Genomic DNA, 17,753 nt, shown 5'->3' on the forward strand with positions numbered 1-17,753 from the left:
CTCATTCACGGAGCTAAAAAACTCGTTAACGGAAATAAAAGACTCATTCACGAGTATCAAAGACTCAATGACAAAAAATCTAGCGTGGATATCGCTAATTGCTAAGTCTTAATTATTCCAAAACTATTAACTAATCATTAACTATTTTTCAGCATGACTTCTATCTCCGATTCCTTTCAAACTTTACGCGATCGCCAACAGTGTGCTTTAATTCCCTTTATCACAGCAGGCGATCCTGACTTAGAAACCACTGCCAAGGCTTTACGTATCTTAGATCGCAACGGTGCTGACTTTATCGAGTTAGGCATTCCCTACTCCGATCCTCTGGCAGATGGGCCTGTGATTCAAGCAGCAGCAACCCGCGCTTTGCAAAAAGGCACGAAATTAGAGCAAGTGCTAGAGATGTTGCATATAGTGATTCCTAGCCTCAAAGCGCCGATAATTCTATTTACTTACTACAATCCCATTTTGTACCGAGGTATTAAGTCGTTTTTGGGGCAAATTGCTGCTGCTGGGGTGCAAGGGTTGGTAGTGCCAGATTTACCCTTAGAAGAGGCAGAAGAATTAATCCAGACTGCTACCTCTTTCGGAATTGAAGTAATTTTGCTCGTAGCTCCTACCAGTTCTCAAGATAGAATTGTTGCGATCACTCGTCAATCTCAAGGTTTTATCTACCTGGTGAGCGTTACAGGCGTTACAGGTATCCGCGCTCAAATCCAAAACCGCGTAGAGCATTTAATTACTGAGTTACGAAGCGTCACCAATAAACCGATTGGCGTTGGTTTTGGCATCTCAGAACCAAAACAAGCACATCAAGTAATGGAATGGGGAGCAGACGCAGTGATTGTTGGTAGTGCCTTTGTCAAACGTTTAGCTGAAGGTAGTCCAACAGAAGGATTGCAAGCCGTAGAAGAATTTTGTCAGGAGTTGAAAGCAGCAATTACAGAAAGTCGGCGCGAAAGTCCATCTCTTCAAGAAGTGAGATAAATCCATCCGCAGACTTAGGGTGTATACACAAGTCGAATTACCCCCCTTAATCCCCCCTTGTAAAGGGGGGAAACAGAAATCTAGTTCCCTCCCCTTTATAAGGGGAGGGTTAGGGTGGGGTAAAACCAGGTGAGTAAACTATTTCAGACTTGTGTATACACCGTAGCGCTCCCCTGCTCTCTGCCCCCTTGCTCCTCTGTTTCGATTAAGATAATGAAACTACTGCTGAAATCTGCCAAAATATTAATTTACAGCTTACTTATAGTTAGTGCCTGTGCTATTACAGTTTTCGCACACGATCGCATTGACTACGGACAAGACAAACACTATAGGTATGAAAATCTTCTAGGGCAATACGCTCAATTAGCTGTAAGAAAGAACGTAACTGACCTGACACAAAGAGAGAAAACAGCCTTTGTCAAGGCTATCAAAACCTTAAAAACTGTAATACCCGTAGGTAGCAAGCTCAGTATTTACGACCAATTCGTTGCCATACATCTAGGGGCAACACGCTTGATTCATAATCATAAAGGGCATTCCGATGGTTCCGTCCAAGAACTGGCTCATGAAAATGCCGCATTTTTCCCTTGGCATCGAGAATATATCCGCAGATTTGAACAAGCTCTGCAAGCAGTAGACCGGACTGTTACCCTCCCATACTGGGATTGGACTGACGCCAAAGCACTTGATGTAATTTTTAACGATGACTTTCTTGGTTCTAACGGTCAAGGAGTAGCCATCAAAATTCCAAATCAGGGAAATTTTACAGGTGGCGCTGTGCCTGGGGCTTTCTCTGCTGCAAATGGCTGGGTTATGAATCCAGCATTAAACATCGACCCAGATACCGGAATATCTTTAGGTACATCACTTGTCCGCTTTCTCCGACTACCTCCTGCCAGTGATTACCCTTTGCCCAAAAAAGATATTCAGCGTGTCCTTGCTCTTAATGACTATTCTCTGTTTCGCGCTGCTTTGGAAGGATTTATCTCTATAGATGAGCAGGGTAAAGTTACCCCCGGAGGATTCATCCACAACTACATTCATGGTTTAGTAGGTGGCGTAAAGATAGATGCAAGCACGATACCCATAACGTTTAAGAGTCTGGGTACGATGAGCAATATACCAAGTTCGCCTTATGACCCAGTGTTTTGGTTGCATCATGCGAACGCAGACCGCCTCTGGGCTGAATGGCAAGATAACGGTCATAAAGGTAGCGATTATTATCCTCCCGATGGTCATAGTCAGCCTTACGGACACAATCTTAAAGACCTAATGTGGCCTTGGGACGGTGGTATGTCTAGCCCCAAAGCTACGGCGTTAGGAGATTTACTATCCCTATTACCAAATTTTAACTCTAACGATTTGGTGCGCCCTCTAGACGTTTTGAATCACCGAAAACTGGGCTATACCTACCAAAGCTGGGAAAATCAACCGCGAAGATAATTTCATCTGTGCGTAAGTTCTAAAAAGTTAGAACGAAAGTAAAAATACTTGAACACGAAAGGATTTTAAACAGTGGTAAGCATACAAGACATCAGCACTACCGTTTCACCTACAACCGTGCTACCTGACTTTTTAGGCAGGTTTGGAAAGTTCGGCGGTAAATATGTTCCCGAAACCTTAATGCCTGCATTAAGTGAATTGGAAGCGGCTTTTCAAAAATATCGCAACGAGCCGAGTTTCCAAGCAGAACTGCAAAACTTACTGCGCGACTATGTAGGACGACCCAGCCCATTATATTTTGCTGAACGCCTGACAACAAACTATGCTAGACCAGATGGCACAGGAGCGCAAATTTATTTAAAGCGTGAGGATTTAAATCATACAGGCGCTCACAAAATTAATAATGCTTTAGCTCAGGTGTTACTCGCTAAACGCATGGGCAAGCAACGGATTATCGCAGAGACAGGTGCAGGACAACACGGCGTAGCGACTGCAACTGTATGTGCGCGGTTTGGTTTGAGATGTGTGGTTTACATGGGCGTCCAGGATATGGAACGGCAAGCCCTCAACGTGTTCCGCATGAAGTTGATGGGCGCAGAAGTTCATCCAGTGCAGGCAGGTACGGGAACTCTCAAGGATGCAACTTCTGAAGCAATTCGGGATTGGGTGACGAATGTGGAAACAACCCATTACATCCTGGGTTCTGTTGCCGGGCCTCATCCCTACCCGATGATCGTGCGTGATTTCCATGCTGTAATTGGTATAGAAACTCGCGCTCAATCGCAGGAGAAATGGCAAGGATTACCAGATATTCTACTGGCTTGCGTGGGTGGAGGTTCTAATGCGATCGGCTTGTTCTATGAGTTTCTGGATGAACCTTCAGTTCGCCTAATTGGAGTAGAGGCGGCGGGTGAAGGTGTAAATACAGAAAAACACGCTGCTACCTTGACAAAAGGAAAAATAGGTGTTTTGCACGGGGCAATGAGCTATTTACTGCAAGATGATGATGGTCAAGTCATCGAAGCCCATTCAATTAGTGCGGGATTGGATTATCCTGGCGTTGGGCCTGAGCATAGTTATTTAAAGGATCTTGGTCGCGCCGAATATTACAGCGTGACTGATAAACAGGCCTTAGACGCGTTTCAAAGACTTTCGCAACTAGAAGGGATTATTCCAGCCTTAGAAACTGCTCATGCGATCGCATATCTAGAAACCCTTTGTCCTCAGTTAGAAGGTAGTCCTCGCATTGTCATCAATTGCTCTGGCAGAGGTGACAAGGATGTGCAAACCGTCGCAAAACTCCTTAATCACTAATGCAATGACAAATATGATAGCTCAAACTCTAATTCCAGCTGAGAACATCTCCATCCCTTCTGAGTTCTACAACTGGCCAGCTTTATTGCAACAGTTGTTAAATCGGCAATCGTTGACGGTTTCCCAAGCTGCGGATTTGATGCAGGGATGGCTCACAGATGCCATTCCTCATGTACTATCAGGAGCGATTTTAACCGCAATTCAAGCCAAAGGCGTATCTGCACAAGAATTAGTCGGCATGGCCACCGTCTTACAATCCCAATCCCCAGTCCCCAGTACCCAATTCCCAGTCCCCCTAATTGACACCTGTGGAACTGGTGGAGATGGAGCTTCAACCTTTAATATTTCTACTGCTGTCGCCTTTGTTGCTGCCGTCGCCGGGGTAAAAGTTGCCAAACATGGCAATCGTTCGGCATCTAGCAAAGCTGGCTCGGCTGATGTGTTGGAAGCTTTGGGTATAAATCTCAACGCCACTCCTGAGAAAGTGCAAGCCGCAGTTGGTGAAGTTGGAATCACCTTTTTGTTTGCTCCCGGCTGGCATCCTGCATTGAAAGCGATCGCTACTTTGCGAAAAACTTTGAAAGTGCGGACTGTTTTTAACTTGCTCGGGCCGCTAGTAAATCCAATGCGACCCACAGGGCAAATTATTGGTGTCAACGACCCGCTTTTACTAGAGGAGATTGCTCAAGCTTTATCCCAATTGGGATGTCAGCAAGCGATCGCCCTCCACGGACGCGAACGTTTAGATGAAGCTGGTTTAGCAGATGTCACTGACTTGGCCGTACTCCAAGATAAAAAAGTGCGTTCTCTAACGCTCAATCCTCAAGAACTTGGTTTGAGTTTTGCACCCACTGCGGCGTTGCGGGGTGGAGATGTCCCAGAAAATGCCGAAATTCTGAAGGCAGTTCTTCAAGGTAAAGGCACGCAAGCACAGCAGGATGTAGTCGCTTTAAATACAGCCTTAGCCCTGCAAGTTGGTGAAGTCATTGATGGGGAAACGGATGTTTTAGCAGATTGTGTTAAAGGTATTGCCCTTGCCAAGGAAATTCTGCAAAGCGGCGCTGCTTGGACAAAATTAGAACAACTTGCCGAATTTTTGCGCTAAACGAACAGCTACAGTGTACACGCAAATCTTCTAAAACTGCCCTACACCTTGACCTGCAATGCCAATGCATCGACTCGCAATGCCAATGCATCGACCTGTAAAGATTAACTCACCCAAACTAAACTATACACAAGGAAAAACACATGATTATCATACTTAAGAACGGTACACCTGTTGAAGAAATTACTCGGATTAGCCAAGAACTGAGTGAAACTTGGGGAGTCACGGTAGAAAAAAGCATTGGCACTCATAAAGTTGTGCTGGGATTAATTGGTGATACTACTAGCATCGATAAATTACAAGTTCAGGAATTTAGCCCTTGGATTGAGCAAGTATTACGGGTGCGACAACCTTTCAAGCGGGTAAGTCGAGAATTCCGAGATGGACAAGCCAGCGAAGTTGTTGTACCTACACCTAATGGTGATGTGTATTTCGGCGAACATCATCCGATCGCAGTGGTAGCTGGGCCTTGTTCTGTTGAAAATGAAGCAATGATTGTCGAAACGGCAAAGCGAGTGAAGGCAGCAGGAGCAAAGTTTCTGCGTGGCGGAGCTTACAAACCTCGCACTTCACCTTATGCGTTTCAAGGTTATGGTGAAAGCGCTTTAGATTTATTAGCAGCAGCGCGGGAAGCTACTGGTTTGGGCATCGTCACAGAATTGATGGATGCTGCCGATTTATCAGCAGTGGCGAGAGTCGCTGACATCATCCAAATCGGAGCTAGGAATATGCACAACTTCTCGTTGCTGAAAAAGGTAGGCGCTCAAGATAAACCTGTGCTACTGAAACGGGGCATGTCTGCCACAATTGACGAGTGGCTGATGGCGGCAGAATATATTATGGCATCAGGAAATCCAAATGTGATTCTTTGCGAACGGGGAATCAGAACCTTTGATGGCAAATATGCCCGCAATACTTTAGATTTATCAGTGCTTCCGGTATTGCGATCGCTTACCCATTTACCGATTATGATTGATCCCAGTCATGGTACGGGTAGGTCTGAATATGTACCATCGATGGCAATGGCTGCGATCGCCGCTGGTACAGATGCCTTGATGATTGAAGTTCACCCCAATCCCGCAAAAGCTTTATCTGATGGGCCTCAATCTCTCACCCCTGATAAATTTGATCGCTTAGTTCAAGAAATGTCAATTCTGGGCAAAGTAGTTGAACGGTGGTCTACACCTGCATTTGATCGCATTGGCGAAAGCCAGATTCTTCTCACGCCAGAACTCTCAAAATAGTAGATAAGCTAATCTGCATTTACAGCTATTTTCAGGTAAATCAACCACGCGGTAGGGGCACAGCATTGCTGTGTGTGTCCTTAGAGGTTGTTTGAAAAGTCCTATTGTAGGCATCAAAACGTTCTAGATCCCCCTAAATCCCCCTTCAAAAGGGGGACTTTAATTCCGATTTGGGGGGATCAACAAGTGCCTAAAATCACAGTCAAATACTTTTCAAACATCTTCTAACGACAGATGTGGTTCAAATACATGAAAATTGATTCACGCCAAAATATAAACAAGGCTTGGTGATATCTTTTTTCTTCTAAAGCAGTTAAATAAGACCAGCAAAAACCCCTCTTGTTTTACTCAAAGTTTGGCTCTATGACTCTATACGTTGCCAAACTAATTCAAAAACCTTTGAGACACCATTGCTCATAGTTGGAAGTGTCTTTAACGTGACTTGGTTCTCGAAGAGCCTGAAAGTACGAATTAAATCTGTACCGACTCGATTTGGAATAGATGCAATTTCTACGTGATGGGTAACAATATTGTCGCTTACACTATAGGTTCCAGCATACGCACTGAATGTAGAGAATGCTTGTGCGCGTTCTTCAATAAGTACTAAATCAAGCTCACTACTGAGTGGCGAGTGTATCTCTCCACTTAGTAGTGAGCGATCGCTCCTTGAAAAGATAACAAGTATCCGCCCTTCAGGTGTATAAGTGATGTAACCGATTGGACTGCTACCATACACTTGTTCCTCCGCAGTTCCGTCATCAAGTATTGCGCTCACTGACATGAGTTTCCAAGTCCCAAGCAAAGGATTATTTTCTGCCAACGATAAATCAGACATCACTAACCCCAATATAATTAGCGCAAATTTCCCAATAGTAATTATTCTAACTATTAACTTTATACGGCTAACTTTCTTTTGCTCACCACAAGCGAACAATACCCCACTGCGAATATTTCAGCAGCAATTTCTTGATGGTGATTACAAGTGCCGGATCGTCATTCCAAGACTCTTGCAAAAAGTCAGAACCCACATTCTGCCCTAAATTCGCCGCAATGCATGAGTTTCTGCATACGTTCTGGCCGAATCTTTGACCTCGCTACAATCGCCTCACTCGACCATTTTTCAGGATAGATATCAGATTTAAGAGTTTAAAAAACGGTAGATTGATAACTTGGTATTAGGCGATCGCGGTTAAGAGCGTTGGAGTTTCTGCTGTGATGTCGGCAAAATTTGAGATAAGCTCAATGTAGCGTTCAGACATGAGTGGGTTATGAAGAATAAAACCTGTTTTGGATGCTCAGGTATCGGAGCCTATATGCCAAAGTTCTTGGTATTTAGCGCCTACGCTGTGATTGCTGTTTCAGCTTTCTCGCTGTCTGGTTGTATACGCGAGAAAACAAAAAAAATTGTCGGATTTTCGCAGACGGAGAACATCGGCCCGTGGCGCATTGCCGAAACGAACAGCATTAAGGAGGAGGCCGCCAAGCGTAAGAAAACTTATGATTTTCTGATGACGGATGCTCAGGGGCAGACATCGAAGCAATTTGCCGACATTGAGGATCTAATTGCACGACAAGTTGATGTAATATTTCTTGCACCACGTGAGTATGAGGGTCTTACACCCGCCCTGGAAGCAGCAAGAGTGGCAAAAATATCGGTTTTTCTCATCGACCGTGAAGCGGCGGGAAGACCAGGGGAACATTTTGTCAGCTTTCTGGGGTCGGATTTTATTGCCCAAGGCCGCCGCGTTGGTGAATGGCTGGCTAAGGCAAGCAATGGCAAGGCATCCATCGTGGAACTTACCGGAACAGCCGGTTCATCGGTTGCAATTGATCGGGCTAAGGGGTTTCGTAATGCGATCGCCAGTTATCCCAACATGAAAATCATCGCCACGCAAACGGCGGATTTTTCGCGGGCTGCGGCAGTGCGTGTAATGGAAAACATCATCCAGGCGAAGGGTTCCGACATCACCGCAGTGTATGCTCACAACGACGAAATGGCATTGGGTGCGATCCAGGCTCTCAAATCCGCAGGTATGAAGCCTGGCAAAGATGTAATGGTTGGTTCAATCGATGGACAGAAAGCCGCGCTTGAGGCGATAATTCGTGGTGAGCTTGGCGTGAGTGTCGAGTCGAACCCGCGTTTTGGCTCACTTGTTTTCGCCACGATGGAAGAGTATTTTGCTGGTAAGAAAATTCCTCCTAGAATCATTCTTAAGGACAGACTCTTTGACGTGACTAACGCTAAGGATTTTGTAGATGAAGCATACTAATACCAATTCGTAATTTGTAATTAAGAAAGTTTTAAAGATTTGTAGCGACTGTTTTAAAAGTCAAGCGACACCGAACAGCCCATCGTAGACATCGCTTTGTTTGTGGAGATTTATGAAAGCGATGCCTGTGGCGGGCTGTTTGGTGTCACACCTCTGTACTTGATTGCGGTGCGACAAAGTTTGAAGTACTCCAACACGACTTTCAAGTACTTCAACACGACTTTTAAGTACCTCAACACAACTTTTAAGTACCTCAACACAACTTTCAAGTACCTCAACACGACTTTTAAGTACCTCAACACAACTTTCAAGTATTTCAACACGACTTTCAAGTACTTCAACACGACTTTCAAGTACTTCAACATGACTTCGAGGTATCTGTTGCTTATATAACAGTCCTAAATCATTTGTGAGAATTTGAGATCGTTTTAACCCCCCTGTAGTCGCCCCGATGCTTTGGGCTACGGTGTACACACAAGTCGTAAAATTCCACCTGACACTTGGTTTCATCCTCTAGCTCTGGGCTGTTGGATTGCTCCGGGAAGCCCGTCATTGCGTTCGCGCAGCGTCTCGTAGAGAGGAGGAACGACGAAGCAATCACTTTAACCACAGGATTATGTGATTACTTCGCTCCGTTATCACTGCGCTCGTAATGACAATTTAAGGGGTCTATAACGCCTGAAACCCTTTCAGATATTACTTGTGTGTACACCGTAGGATGCTTTGGGGGGAAGGTCTACTACTGTTTCTAAGATACAAGGCCGGGTTGAACTTTAGTGTTACCCAACATTTCCAGGGCTACACATTTTTATTTTTTAGCGTTAACCAAGCAGTATTGGTTCTCACCCTAAAATAAAAAAAAGATAACCTGGAAATATCCTGAGCTTCCATGATGGACATAAAAACATTACTATAGTGCGAAGTGAAAGATCTCCACTATCGGCAATTAAGACAAAAACTAGGTAAAGCCTATGAATCAGGCGGCTAGAAATGTCCTGTGCATGACGGGTATAAAAAAAAGTTTTTCTGGTGTGTCAGCGCTCTGGGATGTGGATTTTGAACTGAAGGCAGGCGAGATTCATGCACTGGTCGGAGAGAATGGCGCTGGCAAATCGACGCTCATCAAGATTATAACGGGGGCTTATCGACGGGACTCAGGTGTTATAGAGTACGACCAGAAAACCGTTGCATTCCAGAACCCGACCGAAGCGCAGGCAGCAGGCATTGTAGCTGTCTACCAAGAGATCCAGCTTGTGGATTTCCGAACTGTTGCCGAGAATATTTTTCTTGGCAGGGAACCGCATCGCTTCGGCATCATTGATAGACGGGCGATGAACGCTAGGGCGACCCATATCCTAAAGCGTCTGGGGTTGCATATCGATCCGCACTCAGTGGTTGGGTCGCTGAATATTGCCCATCGCCAGATGGTAGCGATCGCCCGCGCTATATCCTTTGGGGCGCGGGTGCTGATCCTTGATGAACCTACGAGTTCGCTGACGAAAACTGAAGTTTCTGTTCTTTTTGATGTCATGCGGCGGCTCAAGTCGGAAGGGACATCCATCGTCTACGTCAGCCACCGTTTTGAAGAACTTTATGCCGTGTGCGATCGCGTGACAGTATTGCGTGATGGGTGCAACATTGTGACGCGATCACTATCTACGCTCACTCGTCTGGAACTCGTTTGTTTTATGCTAGGTCGTAAACCCGAAGAGGTGAGCCAAGGAGTCACGGCGTTCTCAGGACAGTCGCAAAACACGCTAAATCAGCCAGTGCTACTCCAAGCGGAAGCTCTCAAATATAAAAAATGGCTTAATGGTGTTTCCATTGAAATGCGGCATGGCGAAATCGTTGGGCTTGCGGGTTTGCTCGGTTCTGGTCGTAGTGAAACGGTGCGTGCCTTGTTCGGGGCTGAACCTCTTGAGGGTGGAACTGTAAAACTCGAAGGTAGTCTTTTATCTCTGCGCGATCCTCATGATGCGATCGCTGCTGGCATAGCTTTCCTTTCAGAGGATCGCAAGGCGGACGGCATCATCCCTGAGCTTTCGGTGCGCGAAAACCTTACTCTTGCTGCCCTACCGAACCTTACACAATGGGGCATCGTTTCCAGAAAACAACAGAACGAACTTGTAGAGCGTTTCATGCAACGTCTTAACATCAAAGCCGCCAGCGCCGAGCAGAAGATCCACGAACTATCGGGCGGCAATCAGCAGAAAGTGCTTCTGGCACGATGGCTGTGCAAGAATACAAAACTTCTTCTCCTCGATGAGCCAACTCGTGGTGTTGATGTTGGTGCAAAGCGCGAGATCCAGCAGCTAATCGCTGAACTAGCAGAGCAAGGGCTGGGAGTTCTGATGATTTCATCGGAAGTGGAAGAGTTAGTTGAAGGCTCGCAACGTGTAGTCGTCCTGCGTGACGGGCAGTCAATCGCGGAACTCAGTGGCGAACAGAAGAACATAAAGGCAATTCTGCACGCAATGGCAGAAGGTGCAGATCGTCAGGAAGCCGTCGGTGGACAATCCCAAACAGAGCAAAACCCAAATGAAGAGCAAGAAGCGTGATCGGGGTTGGGGAAACCTGTGGAATCCAAACTTCGGTGCATTTGCGGCACTCCTAATTCTCTATGTTGCGAACGCCGTCTTTACTCCGCGTTTCGCAACAGTTAGCAACACATTAAATATGTTGCTCCAAGTATCCACAACAATGTTGATTGCCGTTGGCATGACCTTTGTCATTGCCTCCCGTGGCATCGACCTGACGGTTGGCTCTACTATGGCATTGGTTTCAGTCATTGTGGCATTGCTGATTAAGTATGGGATGACTGTTGCCATCTTGTTCGCTTTGAGCGCGGCTCTGTTGGTTGGTTTTATCAATGGCTTTCTGATCTCGCATCTGAAACTTGATGCCTTAATTACCACCTTGGCGGCTTTGATCTTATGGCGTGGGATTGCTCAGGTTATCGGGGACGGTAAGCTTGTTCCCTTCGTCAATCCGACATTTGAAGCACTGGGAAAGGGTTATCTCGGTTCTATACCAATTCAAGTTGTCATTGCGGCAGTAGCGATCGCGGCAGCTTTTTTCTGTATCCGCTCTACGCTTTTCGGTCGTCATATCGTTGCAGTCGGCGGCAATGAGGAGGCTGCACGGCTTGCGGGTATCCGTGCGGAGCGTGTGAAATATATAGTCTATATAATTAGTGCCCTGCTTGCCGGGTTAGCCGGACTTATCGAAACAGCGAGGCTGGGCATGGGCGATCCGAGCAAGGTCGGTGTCAACGCGGAATTTGATGCGATCGCGGCTGTTGTTCTTGGCGGTACACCTTTCTCCGGTGGTCGGGCAAATATACTCGGCACTGTTGTCGGAGCCTTGCTTATGCAGGTGATTTCCACAAGTTTCAATATGCTCCTAATTCCCTTTACCTGGTCATTAGTTTTGAAATCTGTAATCATTCTTTTCGCCATTTTTTTGCAGCGACCGAGGGAGGTTTAACGCGTCATGGCTGCCACAAAGTCTCTTGCGCTTGCGGGTTTGCGGCGTTTTGCCAAGCTCATCACCTCCCAGGGCGTGCTGCTCATGCTCCTTAGTTTGGCTATTTTCGCATCGTTTCGTTATGAAACCTTCTTAACACCTCTTAATCTTATGAACATCATGCGACAGAACAGTATGCTGGCGATCGTGGCGCTGGGCATGACTGTCGTGATTTTGAGTGGGGGAATCGATCTGTCCGTGGGTTCCCTGGTTGCTCTAGGCGGTGTTGTCGCCGCAATGCTTGCCAAAGAAGGAAGTTTCGTGGCGATCGCCGGCGGCATTGCTAGCACCACGTTGCTCGGTGTAGTCAATGGTCTTCTCGTGTCTCGCGCACGGCTTCAGCCGTTCGTTGTTACCTTATTCACTGCTAGCGCTGCACGCGGGCTGGCGTTGAGCATCACGGAGGAAAAGTCCGTTGCCGTACCTTCAGCAGCATCGGGATTTGTTTGGCTGGGTAGAGGGTTTATTGGTTGGATTCCTGTACCCGTGCTGATAGTTGCACTCTTATATTTTGCAGCTTGGTTTATGCTGCACAGAAGCCGATTAGGTTTGCACATATTCGCTATTGGCAACAACGAGGAAGCCTCCCGACTCATGGGTGTGAACCCAAACCAAGTAAAGCTAGCAGTCTACACCTTTAGCGGTTTACTTTCAGGGCTTGCTGGTATTATTCTCGCAGGTCGTCTAGGAGCGGGTCAGCCTGTGGCTGCCTTTGGCTGGGAAACAGATGCGATCGCCGCCACCGTTATGGGAGGAACATTTCTCGCAGGGGGTCAGGGGAGCGTGTTTCCGACGCTAGTTGGTGTACTTTTACTAGGAATGATGTACAACCTTTTAAATCTTGAAGGAACCATTACTCCTTGGTGGCAGCTCGTACTCCGTGGTGCCTTCTTACTTTTGGTTGTGCTTTTTCAGCAGCGTATTGTGCAGAGGGGCTGAGTTTATTGAAACGGAAGTTGTAGTTGTTCAGATGTCAGAGATGTAATTAAACTTAAAGGTAGTGGTTGCTGACTAATGTTATTAACATAATTTGCACTCAAATAGGGAAGGTAACTTGATTGTCCGGCGATATAAGTTTCAAGAAAGGGAACGCTCAAAGCTTTAACATAACGACGTGCCAAAGCTGGACTAGAACCAATTACTTGTGTAGGAACAGGCACAACTGTATTAGCTGATTCTGCAATAGTAGAAAAGTGTGTGCCGCCATTGATAAGTGCTAAATATTTATTTGCAGTTGTTAACCAAATAAAAGGCTGAATTTGCTCTGGTAAAGCGGGAGTCACAGTATCAGCGCTACCTGATACAATCATCACTGGAATTTTAATTTGGCTGAGGCTAGCTTGACCAAAAATACTACTATCAACTGGATTAATTGCAATTATGGCTTTTATTCTTGCATCGGATAAGTTATAGCTACCACTTGGTAAATTGACACCTAAACACTGAAGCAAGAGCGAAATATTTAATGTATCTTCCAAAGCTGGACAATTGGCTTTTAGTTGTTTAAAATTAATCTTTGCCCCTGCCAATGCTAATGCTGTATATCCACCAAATGATTGTCCTATTACACCAACTTGATCTAAATTTAAACGTCCCCTAAATGTTTGGTTAGACTTTGATAAACGAGTAAGTTCATCTAGTAAATACTTGATATCTAAAGGTCTATCAATGAGTTCTCTAGGATTGGTAACTTTATCTGCTGTACCTGCTAACAATGCTTGCAGTTGTTCGGAATTACTACCAGGATGTTCTGGAACAGCAACTACAAAACCATAAGAAGCGAGATGTTCAGCTAAATATGCAAAACTTGTTCTGTCGGAACCCAGTCCATGCGAAATGATAATTATCGAACGAGGAGTTTTAGCAATGGGAAGGTAAATATCGGCTGGAAAAGTTCTGTGACGCGTTAAATCATTGAGAACGATAGTTTGCTTAGAAAAACGAAAACTTCCATTTTGTCCTAAGTCTCTCAAGGGAACTAGGTTAAGTGTAGAAGCAGTGGTTGTTTTTTGTTGGGCTTGTTGATTAATAATTGCTACTGCATTTTGCGTTTGATTAGCTAAATTCTGGAATGAATTTACAATTTCTAAAGTCTGGCTTAAATTAATAGAAATTGAACTACTTGGAAATTTCTGTAAGACATTTAAAAGCGTAAAGTTCTGGGAATCTGCGGCAGCTAATATTAATGCTGCGCGAATTGCATAAAAACCTGATAATCTAGATTCAGTCTGAATTACTTTGCCTAATGTTTCTAATAATCGCTCCCCAGTGGGCGTATAAAGAAACTGCGAAACCGCTACTTGATTTAAGTTAATAGGGGTCAGTAAAGTTTGACGCAGCTGAGTTAGTTGATTTTTGTCTATATACTGACTATATGCAGCCAAATCCTCATCCATTTTGCCTGTTTTAGCATAGGCTTCAAGTGAACTAATTGGGATAGATCGTTCTAAAACACCGTAATTAAATTTTATCCGCTCTGCACCGAAAGCTTGATTTGCAGTTAGTATAGGGAGCAACCCTATGCTAAAAACTCTCAAAGCCAATTGCCAGACAGCTTTTTTACTTGTAATACGAGTCATTATGTGCCACTTAAAATAGTACATTACGCATAATTAATCAACGAATTCAAGCCATTTTATTTGTCCTAAATTCATTAATTTGGGAATATCCAGTTTTGGCTATAAGTCTGGGGCTAGACGGGCTTCGTTTGTGTAGTCTGCGGCTTTAGTTTGTATAGCCATAATTTCCAATCGCTTGATATTTTTTGCGAAAATGGATACTGCTGTTAATTTGAGCCATAAGGGTTTGGTTTATGACTCTGTTCAACATTAAATATTTTCTGAATTTGCTAATACAGACACATCTGGGATATAGCCATTATTAGCGATCGCTAAAGCCCACATATCCTCAGTTAACAATATATCTAATATTAAAACCTCAGTCCAAATAGTTAATTTGAATCGCACTTCATGAATAACTAAGTTACTTGTAAATGTAATTAAAAATACAAAAGACCTTTAAAAAACAGATTTTGAAGAAATAGCCATAACAGTTTGCAGAGTAAGTTGTAAAAATTTATAGTATTGGTAGATTTAAAATTTTATATACCATTTATTCTTTTTTATCCTATGTCTAAAGGTGGAAAAAGCTGATCAAATCTTACTAAGCATTAGTCTAATTTGCTTGCTTGAGGATAACTTCAATTTATTTAAATATATTTATGTTTGTAAACACACAATCACTCAGAATTAATTAATCTCAGCCTACAGATAGAAGTTTGGTTAAGAAATATACAGTTACTTGGTAACTATAAAGAAGAAAGATATCGGACTACAAAAGGACAACTACTACAGCAAATGCTGCATCAGGCGCTTGAACAAAAGCAGCCTTACTTTCAGTCTCGTTGCAGATGCTTGGGCTAAACCTGCCCTGGCATTTGCGGATCTGCCGAGAACCTGCTTTCAAATCAATTTAGTGGAGTGAAATCCAAGTCAATAAACTCAGTATGGAACCAAAAAATATCTTCAAAAAAGCCTCACGTCGTCAAGTTCTCGGCGGGCTAAGTATTGGCGTTGTTGCAGCGCAAACGGTACCAGTTTTCGCCCAACAAACATCTACCCCTGCAAATCAACAAGTGACACCCAACCAGGAAACACCCAACCAGGAAACACCCAATCAGTCTGTCAAGCAGAACCCAGTTAAGCAATATCCGAGTCCGCCCTTTTCGCAACAACCGCAGGAGCCACCTGGTCTTGCCAGCAAAATGATCCCGCGACCCGATCACGGTGAGACAAGTTATCAGGGTTCTGGACGGCTAGTGGGACGCAAAGCGCTGGTTACAGGCGGCGATTCCGGTATTGGTCGGGCAGCTGCGATCGCCTTTGCGCGTGAAGGTGCTGATGTTGCGATCAACTATCTGCCGTTCGAGGAGTTAGATGCCCGCGAGGTAATTCAACTGATTCGGGCGGCAGGACGCAAGGCGGTGGCGATTCCCGGCGATATTCGCAACGAAAACTTCTGCAATCAACTCATCGCTAATGCCGTGCGCGAACTCGGCGGACTCGACATTTTGGTTAACAATGCTGGTAGACAACAATCTGTTGACTCGATTCTTGATCTCACGACCGAACAGTTCGACTCAACGTTCAAGACGAACGTCTACGCGATGTTTTGGCTTACTAAAGCTGCTGTGCCGCACTTCAGTCCTGGTGCAAGCATTATCAATACCTCCTCGGTTCAAGCCTATGACCCTAGCGAGAACCTGCTCGACTATGCTCAAACTAAGTCGGCGATTGTCGCCTTTACCAAGTCACTGGCAAAGCAGCTTGCGAAAAAGGGTATCCGTGTGAATGCGATCGCGCCTGGGCCTTACTGGACACCGCTCCAGGTTAGCGGCGGTCAACCGCAGAGTACTATCGTGAAGTTTGGCAGTGACTCACCGATGGGACGTCCCGGACAGCCAGCAGAGCTTGCCCCTACTTATGTGCTGCTTGCCTCGCAAGAGTCGAGCTATGCTACTGGGCAAGTGTACGGCGCGTCGGGTGGAAGCGGAAATCCTTAGGGACTTTCAACTAAAAAAATATCCCATCCCTGCGGGACGCTACGCGAACGCTTTGGCAAGCAGGGGGAGCAGAGGAGGAAGAATCTAATGATCATCTTTGCTCCAAAATTAAATAATTTAATTTCTGAAAGTCCATTAATAAATAAACCTACAAAAATCTTGTTTGAATGAAAAGTTATGGCTATTTCCCTGAAACCTCTCCGAAACCAAGTTGTTGTCATTACAGGTGCTTCTAGTGGCATTGGCTTAGTAACCGCTAGAATGGCGGCAAAACAGGGTGCAAAGCTTGTCCTGGCAGCACGGAATGAAGATGCTCTCCGTCAACTGGTTGATGAAATTCGTGGCAAAGGTGGGCAGGCGATCTATGTCGTAGCTGATGTTGGGCAAGAAGAAGATGTGAATCGCATTGCTGAAAAAGCGATCGCTGAATTTGGCGGTTTTGATACGTGGGTTAACAATGCAAGCGTATCGATCTTTGGTCGCTGTATGGATGTTTCAATCCCCGATATGAAGCGGATGTTTGACACGAACTTTTGGGGCGTTGTCTATGGCTCCCGCGCTGCTGTCAACCACTTTAAACAGCGTCAAAGCGGCAGTGGGGCGTTAATCAATCTTGGCAGCTTTCTGGGCGATCGAGCGGTAGCGGTTCAGTCAACCTATTCGGCTTCCAAACATGCGCTGCATGGTTGGACAGATGCCCTGCGAACAGAGTTGGAGGCTGAAGGCGCTCCTGTATCAGTAACATTGATTCACCCCGGACGGATTGACACTCCATACAACGAACATGCCCGCAGCTATATGCCGAAACAACCCGCACATCGCGGCATGATCTACCCACCCGAAGCGGTCGCTGAAGCAATCTTGTATTCGGCAGAACATCCAAAGCGAGATATGTTTGTCGGTTTCCAAGCCAAGGCTCTGGCGGTGTTTGCTGGCATCTCACCACGGCTCACAGACAAGTTGATAGAGCTTTGGGCGTTTCCCTCGCAACAGTCCGATCGCCCCTCGCGCGATCGAGAAGACAATGCGCTCTATCGGGCTGGCTACGGTATGCATGAGCGGGGAACTCACCAAGGCTGGATTCGATCGGGCAGCTTCTACGTGAAGGCACAGAAGCATCCTGTTACCACAACTATTATTGTTGTTGGTATTAGCACCTCAATCTGGTGGTTTACATCGTTTGCGGTTTAAAGTTACAAAACTGCCAGAATTGTTCTAAACAATCCATCCCTGTAGGCCACGAGATTATTAGACATCTCCGAAAACTGCCTAAGTATCTCTGTGACTAGCTTATAGCGTGCGCT

Annotated in this window: 15 protein-coding genes; 11 read left to right on the forward strand and 4 right to left on the reverse strand. The window is 45.4% G+C overall.

Going from position 1 to position 17,753, the window contains the following annotated elements:
* Nucleotides 1-153 precede the first annotated feature (153 nt).
* The 5 genes from trpA (at nt 154) to aroF (ending at nt 6,093) form a co-directional block, all read left to right on the forward strand.
* On the forward strand, nt 154-987 hold the full coding sequence (trpA, locus tag HWQ39_RS11830; protein WP_292844520.1) for a tryptophan synthase subunit alpha: 834 nt from the start codon (nt 154-156) through the stop codon (nt 985-987).
* A 213-nt stretch (nt 988-1,200) separates the two neighbouring features.
* A complete protein-coding gene (locus tag HWQ39_RS11835) occupies nt 1,201-2,430 on the forward strand; it encodes a tyrosinase family protein (RefSeq protein WP_292844523.1) in 1,230 nt (409 codons plus the stop codon).
* 72 nt (nt 2,431-2,502) lie between these two features.
* Nucleotides 2,503-3,744, forward strand: coding sequence for a tryptophan synthase subunit beta (gene trpB / locus HWQ39_RS11840; protein WP_292844525.1), 1,242 nt, complete (start codon nt 2,503-2,505; stop codon nt 3,742-3,744).
* Between the two features lie 13 nt (nt 3,745-3,757).
* Nucleotides 3,758-4,849 carry an anthranilate phosphoribosyltransferase gene (gene trpD / locus HWQ39_RS11845; protein WP_292844528.1) on the forward strand — a complete coding sequence of 364 codons (1,092 nt, stop codon included), beginning with the start codon at nt 3,758-3,760 and terminating at the stop codon, nt 4,847-4,849.
* Between the two features lie 143 nt (nt 4,850-4,992).
* Entirely contained in the window at nt 4,993-6,093 is a 1,101-nt protein-coding gene (gene aroF, locus HWQ39_RS11850) for a 3-deoxy-7-phosphoheptulonate synthase (RefSeq protein ID WP_292844531.1), read from the forward strand.
* A 361-nt stretch (nt 6,094-6,454) separates the two neighbouring features.
* Here the strand turns inward: aroF and HWQ39_RS11855 are convergent, their stop codons facing one another.
* Nucleotides 6,455-6,928 (reverse strand): lipocalin-like domain-containing protein, encoded by a 474-nt coding sequence (locus tag HWQ39_RS11855; protein WP_292844565.1) that lies wholly within the window; start codon nt 6,926-6,928, stop codon nt 6,455-6,457.
* A 433-nt stretch (nt 6,929-7,361) separates the two neighbouring features.
* Between HWQ39_RS11855 and HWQ39_RS11860 the strand changes: the two genes are divergently transcribed.
* Complete coding sequence (locus HWQ39_RS11860; protein WP_292844533.1) at nt 7,362-8,363, forward strand: ABC transporter substrate-binding protein; 1,002 nt, start codon at nt 7,362-7,364, stop codon at nt 8,361-8,363.
* A gap of 60 nt (nt 8,364-8,423) precedes the next feature.
* Here the strand turns inward: HWQ39_RS11860 and HWQ39_RS11865 are convergent, their stop codons facing one another.
* A complete protein-coding gene (locus HWQ39_RS11865; protein WP_292844536.1) occupies nt 8,424-8,873 on the reverse strand; it encodes a hypothetical protein in 450 nt (149 codons plus the stop codon).
* Between the two features lie 461 nt (nt 8,874-9,334).
* Between HWQ39_RS11865 and HWQ39_RS11870 the strand changes: the two genes are divergently transcribed.
* The 3 genes from HWQ39_RS11870 to HWQ39_RS11880 all read left to right on the forward strand — a co-directional run bounded on the left by HWQ39_RS11870 (nt 9,335) and on the right by HWQ39_RS11880 (nt 12,827).
* Nucleotides 9,335-10,921 (forward strand): sugar ABC transporter ATP-binding protein, encoded by a 1,587-nt coding sequence (locus HWQ39_RS11870; RefSeq protein WP_292844539.1) that lies wholly within the window; start codon nt 9,335-9,337, stop codon nt 10,919-10,921.
* Nucleotides 10,902-11,849 (forward strand): ABC transporter permease, encoded by a 948-nt coding sequence (locus HWQ39_RS11875; RefSeq protein ID WP_292844541.1) that lies wholly within the window; start codon nt 10,902-10,904, stop codon nt 11,847-11,849. Before HWQ39_RS11870 ends, HWQ39_RS11875 begins: the two co-directional genes overlap by 20 nt.
* 159 nt (nt 11,850-12,008) lie before the next feature.
* Complete coding sequence (locus tag HWQ39_RS11880; RefSeq protein WP_292844544.1) at nt 12,009-12,827, forward strand: ABC transporter permease; 819 nt, start codon at nt 12,009-12,011, stop codon at nt 12,825-12,827.
* A gap of 2 nt (nt 12,828-12,829) precedes the next feature.
* Here HWQ39_RS11880 and HWQ39_RS11885 read toward each other — a convergent pair whose 3' ends face one another.
* The gene (locus HWQ39_RS11885; protein WP_292844547.1) at nt 12,830-14,467 is read right to left on the reverse strand and encodes an alpha/beta hydrolase; all 1,638 of its coding nucleotides are present in this window, start codon (nt 14,465-14,467) and stop codon (nt 12,830-12,832) included.
* Nucleotides 14,468-14,716: 249 nt separating this feature from the next.
* On the reverse strand, nt 14,717-14,854 hold the full coding sequence (locus HWQ39_RS11890; protein ID WP_292844550.1) for a hypothetical protein: 138 nt from the start codon (nt 14,852-14,854) through the stop codon (nt 14,717-14,719).
* 539 nt (nt 14,855-15,393) lie between these two features.
* Here HWQ39_RS11890 and HWQ39_RS11895 point away from each other — a divergent pair.
* Nucleotides 15,394-16,449, forward strand: coding sequence for an SDR family oxidoreductase (locus tag HWQ39_RS11895; protein ID WP_292844553.1), 1,056 nt, complete (start codon nt 15,394-15,396; stop codon nt 16,447-16,449).
* Nucleotides 16,450-16,626: 177 nt separating this feature from the next.
* Nucleotides 16,627-17,640: an SDR family oxidoreductase gene (locus tag HWQ39_RS11900; protein ID WP_292844556.1), complete on the forward strand. Its 1,014-nt coding sequence runs from the start codon at nt 16,627-16,629 to the stop codon at nt 17,638-17,640.
* Nucleotides 17,641-17,753 lie beyond the last annotated feature (113 nt).

Source organism: Nostoc sp. NMS8 (assembly GCF_017115045.1).
In the GTDB taxonomy this organism is placed as follows: domain Bacteria; phylum Cyanobacteriota; class Cyanobacteriia; order Cyanobacteriales; family Nostocaceae; genus Nostoc.

Coding starts and splice junctions, on each gene's coding strand:
- trpA (WP_292844520.1), top strand. CDS start 154: ATGACTTCTATCTCCGATTCCTTTCAAACTTTACGCGATCGCCAACAG.
- HWQ39_RS11835 (WP_292844523.1), top strand. CDS start 1,201: ATGAAACTACTGCTGAAATCTGCCAAAATATTAATTTACAGCTTACTT.
- trpD (WP_292844528.1), top strand. CDS start 3,758: ATGATAGCTCAAACTCTAATTCCAGCTGAGAACATCTCCATCCCTTCT.
- aroF (WP_292844531.1), top strand. CDS start 4,993: ATGATTATCATACTTAAGAACGGTACACCTGTTGAAGAAATTACTCGG.
- HWQ39_RS11855 (WP_292844565.1), bottom strand. CDS start 6,928: ATGTCTGATTTATCGTTGGCAGAAAATAATCCTTTGCTTGGGACTTGG.
- HWQ39_RS11860 (WP_292844533.1), top strand. CDS start 7,362: ATGAAGAATAAAACCTGTTTTGGATGCTCAGGTATCGGAGCCTATATG.
- HWQ39_RS11865 (WP_292844536.1), bottom strand. CDS start 8,873: ATGAAACCAAGTGTCAGGTGGAATTTTACGACTTGTGTGTACACCGTA.
- HWQ39_RS11870 (WP_292844539.1), top strand. CDS start 9,335: ATGAATCAGGCGGCTAGAAATGTCCTGTGCATGACGGGTATAAAAAAA.
- HWQ39_RS11875 (WP_292844541.1), top strand. CDS start 10,902: ATGAAGAGCAAGAAGCGTGATCGGGGTTGGGGAAACCTGTGGAATCCA.
- HWQ39_RS11880 (WP_292844544.1), top strand. CDS start 12,009: ATGCGACAGAACAGTATGCTGGCGATCGTGGCGCTGGGCATGACTGTC.
- HWQ39_RS11885 (WP_292844547.1), bottom strand. CDS start 14,467: ATGACTCGTATTACAAGTAAAAAAGCTGTCTGGCAATTGGCTTTGAGA.
- HWQ39_RS11895 (WP_292844553.1), top strand. CDS start 15,394: ATGGAACCAAAAAATATCTTCAAAAAAGCCTCACGTCGTCAAGTTCTC.
- HWQ39_RS11900 (WP_292844556.1), top strand. CDS start 16,627: ATGGCTATTTCCCTGAAACCTCTCCGAAACCAAGTTGTTGTCATTACA.